Raw genomic sequence first — 12,387 nt, forward strand, 5'->3', positions numbered from 1 at the left:
TGCCATGACCACCGGTCTGGTGCTGCTGACGATCTTCATCCTGCGCAAGGTTCCCGGCGCCAAGGATCTGGTCGACACGGCCCTGAACGGCTAAGCGACCCGCGCAGCAACCGCAGCGGCGCCGGTGACGCGCCGCATCCAACGTCAAGGGGCCGGGGGGCACGATGACAAGTGATCTATCTCCGTCTCCCTCCCTTCAACCCCGTCGCCAACGGCGTCCGCTCCACGATCCAGATCCCGCGCTACGACATGACGCTGGGTCGCGTGCTGCTGCGCTTCAAGGGCACGAACTCGATCACCAAGGCCACGATCAGCGAGATCGTCGTCAAGATCGGCCCGCGCGTCGTCTTCGGCCCGATCAGCGGCGCTGAACTGGACGCGATCAACAAGTACAAGGGCATCTTCGACGCGGCCGACGCCCTGAGCATCGACCTCACCGAGCGCGACGGCCTGAACGTCCTGGCGAAGGAAATCGGCGGCATCGACATCCCGGCCCTCGGCGGCCAGGATGTCTTCATCGAGGTCACCAACACGGCCGCCTCCGGCACGCCCGCGCTCTATGCGGTGGGTGGCTTCACCTCGCTGCAGTTCGATCCCAAGAACCCGTCGCCGGACGGTCAGCTGATCAAGAAGATCCTCTCCATCCAGGTCCCGACCAGCGGCGGCACCATGGTGACGTGGACGCCGCAGTTCAAGGGCGCGCTCGTGCAGCGAATCCACTTCAAGTACACCGGCACCGACTGGACCGGCACGGCGGACGGCAACATCCAGAACGTCGAGTGCAAGAAGAACGGCGTCGCGATCTGGGATCGCGTGGCCTGCACCGATGCCCGCTTCCTCCAGCAGGAACAGCGCAAGGTCCCGCAGTCCAAGTATTACCACCTGGACTTCATCCACGACAACGTCAGCAGCGCCGCGATGGCGACGGCGGACGCTCGCGCGCTGGAGTTCAACTTCCAGCTGGGCGCCGCCGACACCATCAAGGCGCTGGTCGAAGTGCTGGACGTGCCCGGCAACCTGTAAGCCGCACCCGGGGCGCCACACCGGCGCCCCGGGCCTGCTTCACGACAGAACAAGGGCAAGACCATGAGTGCATTTCTGGACTCGCTGTCCGGCGCTGGCTATGACGGCAGCGATGACGGCGGCATTGGCGACGTGGGCGGCAGCGGGACCATCCTGGGCATCGGCGGCGGCAGCAGCGGCGGCTACTTCTCGGGCGCGCTGCAATCGCTGACCGCGCTGGGGACCGGCTACCTGTCGCGTCGTCTCGATATCGACCTGTACGGCCGCGCCGTGCAGGCCCAGCAGCCGCAGCCGCAACTCGGCACCACGCAGAACCAAGTGCTGGTGGGTGCGGGCGCGCGCGGTCAGCCGACGATGCTGAACCTCAACGCGCTGTTGCCGTTCCTGCTGGTCGGCGCCGTGGTGTTCTTCGTGGCGAAGAAGGCCAGCTGATGCCGGCGACACCCGATCCGTTTGGCGCGTTCTTCGGCAGCATGGGTGCCGGCATCGGCAACGGCCTGGGTGCAGCCATCGGCGGCCAGCCCAGCGGCCCGACGCTGAGCGGCGGCAACGTCGACGCGCGGTCCTTCATGGACGGCAGCGGCTGGACCGTCGCCACGGGCGGCGCCAAGGCCACCGGCGGGCAAAGCGGCGGCGGAAGCCAGGGCGGAGCCACGGGCGGCCTGTCCGTGCCCGGCAACCCGGCTTCGAGCACGCTCGGGCCGCTGTTCGGCGACGCGGGCGGCTTCTCCCAGGCGGGCATGAGCCCGCTGATGCTGCTCGCCCTCGGCGGGCTCGTGCTGTGGGCTGCGCTGCGCTGACCGTTCGCCAGTCCGTGGACCGGGCTCGCTCGCTCGCGCTGATCGAGCGCGCGGCGGCGTTCGAGGTCACGGGCGGCGTGACCGTCAACGACCTCGTGAACGGCTGCGCGCTGTTCGATGTGGTCGACGGCGAGGGTAGGGCGGTCGCCGCCTTCGCGCTGCGCGTCGACCAGTTCGAGGCCGGGCGCCAGCTGTCGGTGACGGCCGCCGGCGGCGAGGGCGACAACGGCGCGACCGAGGCGATGGCCGCATGGTGCGAGCGCCAGGCGGGCGAGCACATCGGCGCCCGCGTGCTGACCTGCCAGACCCGCCGGCGCGGGCTCGTGCGACGCCTGGAGCGTCAGGGCTACCGCGTCACCGGCTACGTACTCTCGAAGGAAATCTGAATGTCCAAGGGCAGCAGCAGCAGCACCGCGACCAACACCACGTCGAACTACTACGACCAGCGCTCCGTCGTTGACGCGAGCGGCGGCGGCTTCGTGGGCTCTGGCAATGCGATCGATGCATCGCAGACGTGGACGCAGTACACCGACACCAGCAACCGGTCGACGACCAACTGGACCGATCAGAGCCAGACCAACTGGACGCAGAACACCGACAACAGCAATCGGTCGACGACCAACTGGACGGACAACAGCCAGACCAACTGGACCCAGAACACCGACAACAGCAACCGGTCGACGACCAACTGGACCCAGACCACCAACGTGGTGGACGCGGGCCAGACCGATATGGCCCGACAAGTCGCCCTGGCCGCGATCAAGGCGGCCAGCGACAGCAGCGCGTCGGCGACCTCGGCCGCGATCAGCGCGCAGAACAGCGCCGTCGCCAGCAATGAGAAGGCGGTCAAGCAGGTGCTCGATCTGGCGTCGAGCAACTCGAACGCCGCGTTCAAGAGCAGCGCCGACGCGATGGGCTGGGCGGGTGAGCGATTCGACCAGTTGGCCGGCCTGACCGGCGACCTCCTCAAGGCCGGCCAGAAACAGGCCGACGCGGCGGCGACGAACGTGGCCGCGGCCTACGACAACGCGGCGTCGCAGGCCAACGGCAACAAGACTTTGACCATCGCGGCGCTGGCGGCCGTGGGCCTCGTGGCGGCCGTGGTGGTCTTCAGCAATAGAAAGGGCTGAGCGATGCTCCAAAACCTGTACTTCGGCGCCGGAGGCCGGCAGATCGACGCGGCGGCGAGCTTCTTCCGCTACGAGAGTGGCAGCGCTGGCGGCGCGGACGAGTCGATCCGCGTGCGCGCCGATGGCAGCGATCTCGGCACCTACTATCCGGGCGACGGAATCGAATTGCCGGTGCAGGCCGGTCGCTGGGAGATCATCCCCACCAGCCCCAATACGACCGGCATCGTTCGCATGGGCGTGGGGCGCGTCACCTCCGCGCGGCTTGCCGGCACGGTGCGCGTGCTGGACGAGATCACCGATTCCATTCTGAGCGCCGCCTACCAGGGCCCCACGGCTCAGACCAATTTCGCGGTGTTTCAGCTGGTCGCGCCGGGCGCAAACGTCAATGGCATGGTGCTGCGAATGGCCTCGTGTGGCGGCGCTGCCGGCGCAGGCGGGTCGACGGTCGCTCGCATCGTGGCTTGCAAGTCCGCGCCAATCGCCAACTTCAACCCGTCGCAGTGTTATCAGGTGTGCGAAAACTTCAGCGCAGTCACGACTGACAACGGAACCACGGTGCGCATGAACAAGCGCTTGCCGCCGGGCTGGGGCTTGTACCTCGTCTGGCAGATCAAGACCGCAGACCCGGCCACGGGTCCGAGTGGCGTCGTTCAGTACGAACTCCAATGATCCGCGCCGCTCTGGCCGCAGCACTGGCCGGCGCCGGTGCGTGGTGGTGGGTACAGCGCATGCGCCAGGGCAGCACGTCTACCGGTGAGGACGAGGCGACCCAGGACACCGACGCCGCCGCGCCCATCTGGCAAATCGAGAACTACTTTTCCGAGAACCTGCCCATGACCGAATCGCCTGACCCCGACGTGGCCGAGCGCAACGTCGCCGCGTTCCTGATGATGATCCGCACGGCCGAAGGCACGGCCGGGCCCAACGGCTACCGCACGATGTTCGGCGGCCGGCTGTTCGACAGCTACGCGGACCACCCGCGCCAGGCCAAGCAGTTCACCAACGGCGCCGGACAGCGGCTGTGGACCAGCGCCGCCGGCGCCTACCAGTTCATGGCCGTGTCGCCGATCCCCGGCGGGTCGACGCGGGTCAACACCTGGGACCGGCTGCAATCGAAGCTGGGACTTCCGGACTTCAGTCCCGAGAGCCAGGACGCGGCGGCCGTCGAGTTGATCCGCGAAGCCGGTGCGCTCGGCGACGTGCGGGCAGGGCGGTTCGACGAAGCTGTCGCGAAGGTCAAGAGCATCTGGGCCTCGATGCCCGGCGCCGGCTACGCGCAGCCCGAAAAACGTCTCGAGTCCCTGCGGCTCGCTTTCCTCAACGCTGGCGGGAGTCTCGCTTGAACAAGAATCACCTCATGGTCGCGGCCGGTGTCGTCGGCGCCGTCGTCCTGTGGCGCATGTACTCGCAGCGAGCGGCGGCGGCTTCGACGAACGGCAACCAAGCATCGGGGCCGCGCTTGCCGGCGCTCCCCAGTCTGCCGTCGTTGCCGTCGCTGCCGTCGGTGTCGGGCGCGGTGCCCAACATGCCGGCCATGCCAAAGATGCCTGACATGCCCTCGATGCCGTGGTCGCGCGGCGGGATGATGCCGTGAGCACCGAGGGCATGGCCAAGGCCGTGGTGGTGCTGGGCGCGGTGGGCCTCGGCGCCTTCGTGCTGATGCGGGCGTTCAGCCTGGGCAAGGGCATCCTCAGCGGCGACAACGCGCTGACGCGCAACGCGCGCGACTCGGACGGGAACAAGGTCGACGGATACGTCGGGGTTCCGGTGCTGGGCACGCTCGGCGCGGTCACGAACGAGGCATCGGGCGGGTATCTGGCGACGCTGGGCGGCTGGATCGGTCGCAACGCGTACGACCTGTTCAACCCGTCGCCGGACCCGAACACGCCCACGGCCAGCTACGACGAAACCGACCGGCTGCTGAACCGCTATCCGGCGCCCAACGCGCCGGCGCCCACCGAGATCTACGGCGGTTGGGGCTGATCCAAGACACCGAGGAACGAGGGGGAGGGAAACGACCATGAACAAGCTTCTGCAAATCCTGATCAATCGCGCCATCGAGCCCAGCACCTGGGCCGGCCTGGGCGTCGTCGCTGCAACCGGCGGCGAGATCGCCAAGGCCATCGCCGAGAAGAACTACGGCGTCCTCGTGATGGCCGCCGCCGGCGCGGTGGCCGCTGCGCTGCCCGAGCGCAAACCGAAGGGCGACAACGAATGACGCTGATCGAGATCCTGAACAGCGCCGCCCTGCTGGCCGTCGTCGGACTGGCCATGCGAACCGAGTCGCGCCTGACGCGCCTCGAAACCCTGATCGAGACCATCCTGAAAGGACGATGACCATGGCAAAGAAGAAGCGCACCCCGCCGCGCAAGTCGAACGGCCAATTCCGCAAGCGCAAGAAGTGAAGGGCATCATTCCCAGCGGCCCGGCAGTCGCCCGCGAGGCCATCACGGTCATCGCGGGCGCCCTGTTGGCGGCGGCGATCATGTACCAGTTCCCGGCGGTCAAAGCCTGGGTCAAGCGCGCATGGGAGTGAACGGCACAACCACGGCGGATTGACGCGGGAGCGTCGCCGTCGTCGGGTCGTTGGCGCATCCGAAGTCGCCGGCGGCGATCACCCGAGCAAGCTCATGTTGCAGCCGCTCCACCTCGGCGCGAAGCATCGCGGCCATGGAAGCGTGCATCTGAGCAGAATTCACGGCCTCGGCGTCGACCAGCGACATACCCCAGCGCGTGAGCCAGAACAGCGATAGCAGGACCGGTCGGGGCGCGGAGTCCTCGCGGATCCAGCGCGTAACCGTCGCCGGCGTGACGCCGAGGGCCTTCGCGAGTAGCCGGGGCGCTGGCCGGCCTAGGTCATCGAGGATCTGGGACAGCTGCGGGCACTGCACGGGGGTCGGTAAACGGTTCAGCATGGCCCGATGTGTGTCGGCTTGTTTCTGCGGGGGCTGAATCCTACTTATCGGGGGGTCAGGTCTTGCGAATTGGAGACAGCACACTCCAAATCGAACGGGAATCAGGTGTCGTAGGGGTTGACGTCGAAGCCTGTTATGTGCGATGCCGAACGCATTTGTATGGTCACATAATGCACATTGTCGTGCTTTGCTCAACCAGGGCCGGGATCGCGAAATAGGCGGCGCTGACGGAAGCGAGCGTGATCGCCGCCCCGCCACGAACTGCGTTTCCCAACACGCTCAACAGGCGTTCTCCCAGCGGCGTGTTGGCGTGTTTTTCGAGGAGAGCCTCGTGGATAACCGCGTCTACATCGAGGCCTGCAAGGTTCGCCATTAGTGCGCGGTACTCGATGCCGCATCCTGCCGCGCCGCTGCGCCAGTTGGCGATCTTCTGTGGCGCGACGCCGATCTGTTTCGCCAAGCGGTAGTCGTTGCCTGCGGTTTCGCTCGCACGGTCAATTAGGGTTTGCAGCAGCACGGTATGTACCTCGACAGTTAAAGTGAGCGCATGTATCTCTAAAGGTACATGTTCCTCTGAAGGGAATCATACGTCGCCATGAGCGACTGGCCTTCGGAGGTGGATCAGGGAGGTCCGGATTGACACAGGGGTCTGCCTTCGGGCTACCTGGCGCGAGTCGCCCCGAAAGGTGTGCCGGGAACCGCCTGATCACTTCAACCACACGCCTGGCTTGCGAGCCTGGGCCACTCGGAGTGACGCATGCAATCCATCATCCAAATCCTCAAGCTGAACGAGCCCAAGACGGGCACCAGCGCCAAGACGGGCCGCGCCTATGACATGCAGGACGCGGAATGCCTCCTGCTGACCGCAGACGGAGCGATCGACCAGGTCGGCGTGCTTCAGGTCCCGAAGGCGCTGCGCGACCAGGTCAAGCCTGGTACGTACACCGCGACGTTCGCGCTCAACGCCAATTTCGCGTCGCGCCGCATCGAGGCGGTGCTTACCGGCCTGGTGGCCATCCCGCAGCAGGCGCGCCAGGCGCCCGCGTCCAACAAGGCGACCTGATCGTGAGCAAGGACGCGTACTTCCTTACGGATCAGGCGATGTTCTGGTTGGAGCGTGCCCGTGCGGGATCGCTCCAGGCGGGGCGTGTCTCCTTCTGGGAGCAGACGTGCCGTGATCTTGCTGCTCGGCTTATCGGCGCAGGTTGCTGATATGGCCGTGTGCGCTGTGCAAGGGCCTGGCGGCGTCGAGCTCACGCCGTTGCCGCCTGGTGCGCCCTGCGCCGGCATCGTGTTGCTGCAGCCCGATGACGTGCCGCCCAACCCGCTGGTCCTGACGTATGAGCAAGGCGCGCTCGTGTCGGCGGCGGTGATGGGCGTGTGGCTCTGCGCTTGGGGCTTCCGCGCCCTGTACAGCGTGCTCAACACCAATTCGGACGACTAGTCCGCGTGCGAGCCCGTCGACGCCGATAGGCGCGCTCGCTTCAACACCTCGGCGGGAGTTGGAAATGAACAAGCAAATCGTTCGCGGCCTGGTGGTCGCTGGCGTCCTGGGTGCTTCCGGCATGGCCCATGCGGCCAGCGGTGATCCGGACATCTCGGCGGTGACGGCTGCGGCCGCGTCGATCGCCATCGTGGGCGTGGCCGTGTTCGCCGTGAAGGTGGGCATGCGCGTCTGGAAGTGGATGGCGGGAGCGCTGTGAGCGTTGCCGACTGAAGCGGGGCCCCTCACGGGGCCTTTTTCGTTTGGGGGCCATATGGGTATCTACGTTGTTATCGCACTGCTGGGGGGGCTATGGATATTGCTTCGCGATTGATCCGGTTCGCCTTTCTCGGCCTGGTCGTGCTGGTCTCTGCTGGCGCATTTGCGTATGGCTCGCTCGATAAGCAGAATATTCCTGCAGGGTACAAATATGCTTATATCTCCACTACGTGGAATGTGAGCAGTCAGGCGATATATGGGACTGTTGCGGCAGCTTGCGAGGCCGCTGGTGGAGCTATCGGCGCTGCGGCTGGTGCCGGTGCTCTCGGCGCAGGCTCCGAAGGGTTTTCCTGTTATTACAATATGTTCCGTAATGGGAATTTCATTGGAACTGCGACCGCGTCTGTTATTCAGGTATCCACGCCCGCAGAGCAGAAGTGTCCCACGGGCTCGACTGAGTTATCTGACGGGACGTGCGAATGCGCCTTAGGTAGCAGGCCCGCTGCTGGGAAGTGCGAGCCTTATAAATGTCCAGCAAAAGGTAGTTATCAGCCGGTAACCCAGCCTGACGTGAAGATGGGGAATGCAGGCGACAGCATGTGTGACGGTGGCTGCTCGTATACGCCGAGTCAGTGGAAAGTCGGTACAGATGGGCAGATTTGGGGCGTGTGGCCTTTTAAGTCCGGGGGCTCGCAATGCGGCGGGGCCAAGCAATCTAATGGTGCTTCTAGCGGTAGTGATTCTTTGCCCCCTGCCCCTGTGCCTTGCGGTGCGAATCAATGTCCCGGCCAGGTGAACGGTGTGGATGTTTGCGTGCCCTGTGCGTCCAATAAGACTCAAGGTCCAAGTACCTCGGCCAGTGGCGCCCAGCCTGGTGATCCGCCCAAGGATCCCAATGACCCGAAAAGCGCGGTTGTGGGGAGTAACCAGGAGACGGAATGTATCGGTGGCGTTTGCACGACGACCACGCGTTTTGTGGACGGGCATGGCAATGAGGTTGGCAGTAAGAGCGAGGAGCAACCCCGGGACGATTACTGCGCCAAGAACCCTAGCTCTCAGCAGTGCAAACAGAGTTCTTTTGGTGGTGCTTGCCAGGGCGGGTTTACGTGCGAGGGCGACGCCGTGCAATGCGCGTTGGCCCGTGAGGTGTACCAGCGCAATTGTCAGTGGTTCAAGGACCCCTCCCCTGAGATGAAAGCCGCTGGTGACGCTGCTGTGGCCGGTGGTGCTCAGCCCGAGGGGCACCCTGGCAAAAGCGGCCAGGAGGTGGAGATTTCTCTTGCTGGCCAGCTAGATCAGCTGGATCGCCTTGGCGGCGGGTGCCCGACCGATGTGTCGCTGTCGGTGGTCGGTCACCAGGTCGTGTTGCCATTTTCTCAAATGTGCAGTTCGCTCAATATGGTCGGTCAGATTGCAGTGGCGATATGCCTGATCTGGGCGGCGATCATTGTGTTTAAGGAGTAATCATGCCAATTTTCATAGTCGCGCTGATTGGTGCGCTTGTGCAAGCAGCCGGGACGCTGGTCGGGCGTGTGCTGATATCTCTTGGCATCGGATATTTCGCCTATAAGGGCATTGATACGTCTATTGCGTGGATTCGCGATCAAGCGCTTGTGCATATTGCCAGTTTGGATGCGAATGCCGTCCGTGCTGCGTCCAGCCTTCGGATTGGGCAGTGCATCAGTATTGTCAGCTCGGCGCTTGTGGTGCGTTGGACGCTGAAGGGCATGGTGGGCGGCGTCGTGAAACGGATGGGGTTGAAGTAATGGCGATCACATTCGTTACTGGCATTCCTGGGCATGGGAAGACACAGTGGGCTTTGTGGCGGACTGTGCAGGAGACCAAGGCCGATCCCCGGCCCGTGTTCCATAACGGAATCAAGGATCTGAATATTCCAGGGTGGCAGGTCTGGAAAGAAGAGGAATGGGAGCAGCTACCTGCGGGGTCGCTGTTCGTGATTGATGAGGCTCAAAAGAAAATGGGCGTATTCGGTCGCGGCCAGGTGCCACAGTGGGTGCAGAACCTCGCCACCCACCGGCATTTGGGGCTGGATATTCTTCTGATCACTCAGAGTCCAATGCTGGTGGATTCGTTTGTCCGCTCGCTGGGGGATCGTCACTTCCATATTGTTAGGAAATTCGGCACCTGGTACACGACGATTCACGAGTTCACGAATGGGATTAAAGATAACGTCCTAAAAAGTCGCTCCGGGTCTGTCAAGCATTCGTGGCGTTTCCAGAAGGAGGTTTTCGGGTGGTACACCAGTGCTGAGAAACATACCGTCAAGCGCCGTATCCCGCTGCGGGTGCTGATGATTCCTGTCCTTATCGCCGTTTTCGCTGCTGCGTCGTTCGTGGCCTATACCAGGTTGAATCCTGACGCGGCTCGTGCCCAGGTCGAGAAGAGCACCGGCACCGGCACCGGCTCGACGTCAGTTGGGGGTGGTCAGCCAGGTCACGCCACGGACGGGCGGTCGGGGCCAATGACGACGGCGGAATATGCGCAGGCCTACCAGGCGCGCGTGCAGGGGTTGCCGCATACGGCGCCGATCTACGACGACGTGACGAAGCCGGTGGCGGCCCCCTACCCTGCGGCCTGTGTCGCGATACGCGGTGAATGCCGGTGCTACAGCCAGCAAGGCACACGGTTGGACGTGCCCATGCAGATCTGCACGCAGATCGTTGCTGGCGGCTTCTTCATCGCCTGGGACAAGCCGGTCGTTGCCGCCGTGTCCGTGTCGGCGTCGTCACCTGGTGGACCTGGCGATCAGCAGGTTGTGGCGCAGGCCACGGGCATTGTCGGAGTGCGTCCGCCTGTCTTCACCGATCCGCTTCCGGCCGTAAATCCGGATCTCGGCGCGCCCCCCCGAGTGCGTCCGCCACCGCGGGGAGCGGGCTCGTGATCTCAAGACAAGCGGGGTCGCTCGATCTACTCCATTGGGCGCCGGGCCCTGCGGCACACGCCGGCGACGAAGGGGCCCCGCTCGCGGGGACAGGAGCGGACAGGGACACGCTCCCCGCGGCGCATGCAGCCGGCCCCGCCAGCAAGCGCAGCGTGGCGGGGGCGGCGCGAAGCGCCGCTAGATTTATTCCTAGGACACTTCAGAACACGAAGGGGGCCCGATGCCTCGGATGCTCGATTCCATCGACGTTCTCTCGTTCGTCTACTGGCTCGCGTTCTTCCTGTCCCTGGCGACTTGGGGCTACGTGCTGTGGGGTGCGGCCAGGGTGTTGCTGCGGGCCTGCCGCAACGTGTCGGAGGAGCCCTGAATGCGTCGATCAAGGGTGTGGGTGCAGCGGGACCTGTTTGGAGGCCCTGACGTCCGGATAGACGCCCGCACGGGCAAAGAGAAAGCCCCCGCGACTGTTACCAGCAGTCCGGGGGCGGTGACTAACGATCATCGAAGGATCGCAAGTGCTGAGACTTATAGACGGGATCTTCTATCGCGGCAAGCGAAGCGATGAATACGTGCTTCGTTCGTATCACCTTGGCAACGGTCACAAAGAGGCCGTAATCACGCGTCAGGTGGTCTGGGAGGAGCAAGGGCCGGCCACCCTCGCAGAGCTAGCGATGTGGGAGCTGGAGCGCGTGGAGTTCGAAGACGAGAAGCGCGAGGCCAATCGTCTACGGGCTGCCCGCCGTGCTAAGACCCAGGTGCGTCGGCGCGTGAAAGTTCTGGGGCTGGATGCCCTGTTGACGCTGACGTATCGGGTCAATCAGCAAGACCTGACCCTCTGCAAGCAGCACATGAAAGAGTTCGTCCGGCGCGTCCGGCGTGTGCTGCCGGGCTTCGTCTACGTGGCGGCGTTTGAGCGGCAGAAGCGTGGCGCCTGGCACGTCCATATGGCGATCCATCGGTTGCCGCAGTCACTCCCGTGGGCAGGCGTGAAGGTCAAGAGCTACAACGTGATTCGGGCGGTGTGGCGGAGCGTGGTTGGTGACCTCGGCGGCAACATTGATGAGTCGCGCAAGAAGCGATGGTCCAAGCAGTCAAGCGGCAAGCTCGCGGCGTATCTGTCGAAGTACATGCTGAAGGCATTCGAGGAGGGTGACGACTGGTCGAACCGCTACAGCGGCAGTGCCGGCGTTGAGTTGCCGCAGGCTGTGGTCGTGCGTTTCAAGGCGTACAGCATGGCCGAGTTGGTCGCGCTGGCATACGGCGAAGTCGCGGATGGTCCCTGCGAATGCATGACCTGGTTGGATGGCTATGGCGACACGTTTTTCCTCTCGACTGAAGGTCCACCTGCCTAGCCCATAGACAATCGTTGCAGCCTTGGGAGGGTGCGATGTTTGATCGATCTGGGATTCCGCTTTGGGTGCACGTCATGCTCGGTGTGGCAAGCGGCTGCGTGATTGCCGGCGTAGTGCTGTACTCGCTGTTTCTTTGGCACATGCGAGTGCAGCTGGACGATGCGGCTCGTGCTGTTTCGCGGACGGTGTTGCAATCGCCAGGTGTCTCGACTCGGCCACATGTGCCCGTGCCAGTTGCTCGTGGTGTTGGCGCGTCTGCGCAGTCAGTGCAGACCTGTCCTGTTGGCCACACGCCTGGTCTCTTGAACGGAGTGCCTGTGTGTGTTTCGTCTGGTGGTCGCGTCGTTGAGCGTTGAGACGAAAAAAAGCCGACTTGCTGAGTCGGCTTCTGGGGTCATGTGTTGCTACGGACATACGCACAAGAGTGGGCGTTTTAATGGTCGGTTGCGCAACGCCCTGCGGGTGTGTCAGAAATTCTGTGTTTGAGGCGCTTCTACGAGGCTACGAGCCGGTCCTGGTGAATCGGTCTGCGTAGAGGATGGCGAATTGGTTCATTGCCTCTCGCC

The 12,387-nt window shown here is 64.3% G+C and carries 22 protein-coding genes; 20 read left to right on the forward strand and 2 right to left on the reverse strand.

What is annotated here, in order from left to right; genetic code table 11:
- Positions 1-171 precede the first annotated feature (171 nt).
- The 12 genes from CDN99_RS25595 to CDN99_RS29560 all read left to right on the forward strand — a co-directional run bounded on the left by CDN99_RS25595 (position 172) and on the right by CDN99_RS29560 (position 5,489).
- Entirely contained in the window at positions 172-1,023 is an 852-nt protein-coding gene (locus CDN99_RS25595) for a major capsid protein P2 (RefSeq protein WP_088388149.1), read from the forward strand.
- Positions 1,024-1,086: 63 nt separating this feature from the next.
- Entirely contained in the window at positions 1,087-1,455 is a 369-nt protein-coding gene (locus CDN99_RS25600; protein ID WP_088388151.1) for a hypothetical protein, read from the forward strand.
- Complete coding sequence (locus tag CDN99_RS25605; protein WP_088388153.1) at positions 1,455-1,823, forward strand: hypothetical protein; 369 nt, start codon at positions 1,455-1,457, stop codon at positions 1,821-1,823. Before CDN99_RS25600 ends, CDN99_RS25605 begins: the two co-directional genes overlap by 1 nt.
- A 14-nt stretch (positions 1,824-1,837) precedes the next feature.
- The gene (locus tag CDN99_RS28815; RefSeq protein WP_158218967.1) at positions 1,838-2,209 is read left to right on the forward strand and encodes a hypothetical protein; all 372 of its coding nucleotides are present in this window, start codon (positions 1,838-1,840) and stop codon (positions 2,207-2,209) included.
- Positions 2,210-2,953 carry a hypothetical protein gene (locus tag CDN99_RS25615; protein WP_088388157.1) on the forward strand — a complete coding sequence of 248 codons (744 nt, stop codon included), beginning with the start codon at positions 2,210-2,212 and terminating at the stop codon, positions 2,951-2,953.
- Positions 2,954-2,956: 3 nt separating this feature from the next.
- Positions 2,957-3,622 (forward strand): hypothetical protein, encoded by a 666-nt coding sequence (locus CDN99_RS25620; protein WP_088388159.1) that lies wholly within the window; start codon positions 2,957-2,959, stop codon positions 3,620-3,622.
- Positions 3,619-4,296, forward strand: a complete 678-nt coding sequence (locus CDN99_RS25625) for a glycoside hydrolase family 24 protein (RefSeq protein ID WP_375134462.1) — start codon at positions 3,619-3,621, stop codon at positions 4,294-4,296. Before CDN99_RS25620 ends, CDN99_RS25625 begins: the two co-directional genes overlap by 4 nt.
- A gap of 14 nt (positions 4,297-4,310) precedes the next feature.
- Complete coding sequence (locus tag CDN99_RS25630) at positions 4,311-4,547, forward strand: hypothetical protein (RefSeq protein ID WP_088388161.1); 237 nt, start codon at positions 4,311-4,313, stop codon at positions 4,545-4,547.
- Positions 4,544-4,936, forward strand: a complete 393-nt coding sequence (locus tag CDN99_RS25635; RefSeq protein ID WP_088388163.1) for a hypothetical protein — start codon at positions 4,544-4,546, stop codon at positions 4,934-4,936. The genes CDN99_RS25630 and CDN99_RS25635 overlap by 4 nt, the downstream gene beginning before the upstream one ends.
- A gap of 37 nt (positions 4,937-4,973) precedes the next feature.
- Complete coding sequence (locus CDN99_RS25640; protein ID WP_088388165.1) at positions 4,974-5,171, forward strand: hypothetical protein; 198 nt, start codon at positions 4,974-4,976, stop codon at positions 5,169-5,171.
- Positions 5,168-5,290, forward strand: coding sequence for a hypothetical protein (locus CDN99_RS29555; RefSeq protein WP_259374731.1), 123 nt, complete (start codon positions 5,168-5,170; stop codon positions 5,288-5,290). The genes CDN99_RS25640 and CDN99_RS29555 overlap by 4 nt, the downstream gene beginning before the upstream one ends.
- A gap of 64 nt (positions 5,291-5,354) precedes the next feature.
- Positions 5,355-5,489 carry a hypothetical protein gene (locus tag CDN99_RS29560; protein ID WP_259374732.1) on the forward strand — a complete coding sequence of 45 codons (135 nt, stop codon included), beginning with the start codon at positions 5,355-5,357 and terminating at the stop codon, positions 5,487-5,489.
- Here CDN99_RS29560 and CDN99_RS25645 read toward each other — a convergent pair.
- Positions 5,470-5,868 carry a hypothetical protein gene (locus CDN99_RS25645; protein ID WP_088388166.1) on the reverse strand — a complete coding sequence of 133 codons (399 nt, stop codon included), beginning with the start codon at positions 5,866-5,868 and terminating at the stop codon, positions 5,470-5,472. The two genes, CDN99_RS29560 and CDN99_RS25645, sit on opposite strands and share 20 nt — an antisense overlap.
- A gap of 163 nt (positions 5,869-6,031) precedes the next feature.
- The gene (locus CDN99_RS25650) at positions 6,032-6,385 is read right to left on the reverse strand and encodes a helix-turn-helix domain-containing protein (RefSeq protein ID WP_088388168.1); all 354 of its coding nucleotides are present in this window, start codon (positions 6,383-6,385) and stop codon (positions 6,032-6,034) included.
- Between the two features lie 240 nt (positions 6,386-6,625).
- On the opposite strand from CDN99_RS25650, the gene CDN99_RS25655 reads away from it, so the two are divergent.
- The 8 genes from CDN99_RS25655 (at position 6,626) to CDN99_RS25685 (ending at position 11,821) form a co-directional block, all read left to right on the forward strand.
- Positions 6,626-6,931 carry a hypothetical protein gene (locus CDN99_RS25655; RefSeq protein WP_088388170.1) on the forward strand — a complete coding sequence of 102 codons (306 nt, stop codon included), beginning with the start codon at positions 6,626-6,628 and terminating at the stop codon, positions 6,929-6,931.
- A gap of 150 nt (positions 6,932-7,081) precedes the next feature.
- Complete coding sequence (locus CDN99_RS25660; protein WP_141100992.1) at positions 7,082-7,312, forward strand: phage coat protein; 231 nt, start codon at positions 7,082-7,084, stop codon at positions 7,310-7,312.
- Between the two features lie 64 nt (positions 7,313-7,376).
- Positions 7,377-7,571 carry a hypothetical protein gene (locus tag CDN99_RS25665; RefSeq protein ID WP_088388174.1) on the forward strand — a complete coding sequence of 65 codons (195 nt, stop codon included), beginning with the start codon at positions 7,377-7,379 and terminating at the stop codon, positions 7,569-7,571.
- Between the two features lie 1,190 nt (positions 7,572-8,761).
- The gene (locus tag CDN99_RS28490) at positions 8,762-9,034 is read left to right on the forward strand and encodes a virulence factor TspB C-terminal domain-related protein (RefSeq protein WP_141100993.1); all 273 of its coding nucleotides are present in this window, start codon (positions 8,762-8,764) and stop codon (positions 9,032-9,034) included.
- A 2-nt stretch (positions 9,035-9,036) separates the two neighbouring features.
- Entirely contained in the window at positions 9,037-9,336 is a 300-nt protein-coding gene (locus tag CDN99_RS25675) for a DUF2523 domain-containing protein (protein WP_088388178.1), read from the forward strand.
- The gene (locus CDN99_RS25680; protein WP_088388179.1) at positions 9,336-10,472 is read left to right on the forward strand and encodes a zonular occludens toxin domain-containing protein; all 1,137 of its coding nucleotides are present in this window, start codon (positions 9,336-9,338) and stop codon (positions 10,470-10,472) included. The genes CDN99_RS25675 and CDN99_RS25680 overlap by 1 nt, the downstream gene beginning before the upstream one ends.
- A 229-nt stretch (positions 10,473-10,701) precedes the next feature.
- Positions 10,702-10,839, forward strand: coding sequence for a hypothetical protein (locus CDN99_RS28820; RefSeq protein ID WP_158218968.1), 138 nt, complete (start codon positions 10,702-10,704; stop codon positions 10,837-10,839).
- Positions 10,840-10,984: 145 nt separating this feature from the next.
- Complete coding sequence (locus CDN99_RS25685) at positions 10,985-11,821, forward strand: rolling circle replication-associated protein (protein ID WP_088388181.1); 837 nt, start codon at positions 10,985-10,987, stop codon at positions 11,819-11,821.
- The last annotated feature ends 566 nt before the right edge of the window (positions 11,822-12,387 follow it).

The sequence above is a fragment of the Roseateles aquatilis genome (assembly GCF_002205645.1).
In the GTDB taxonomy this organism is placed as follows: domain Bacteria; phylum Pseudomonadota; class Gammaproteobacteria; order Burkholderiales; family Burkholderiaceae_C; genus Roseateles; species Roseateles aquatilis.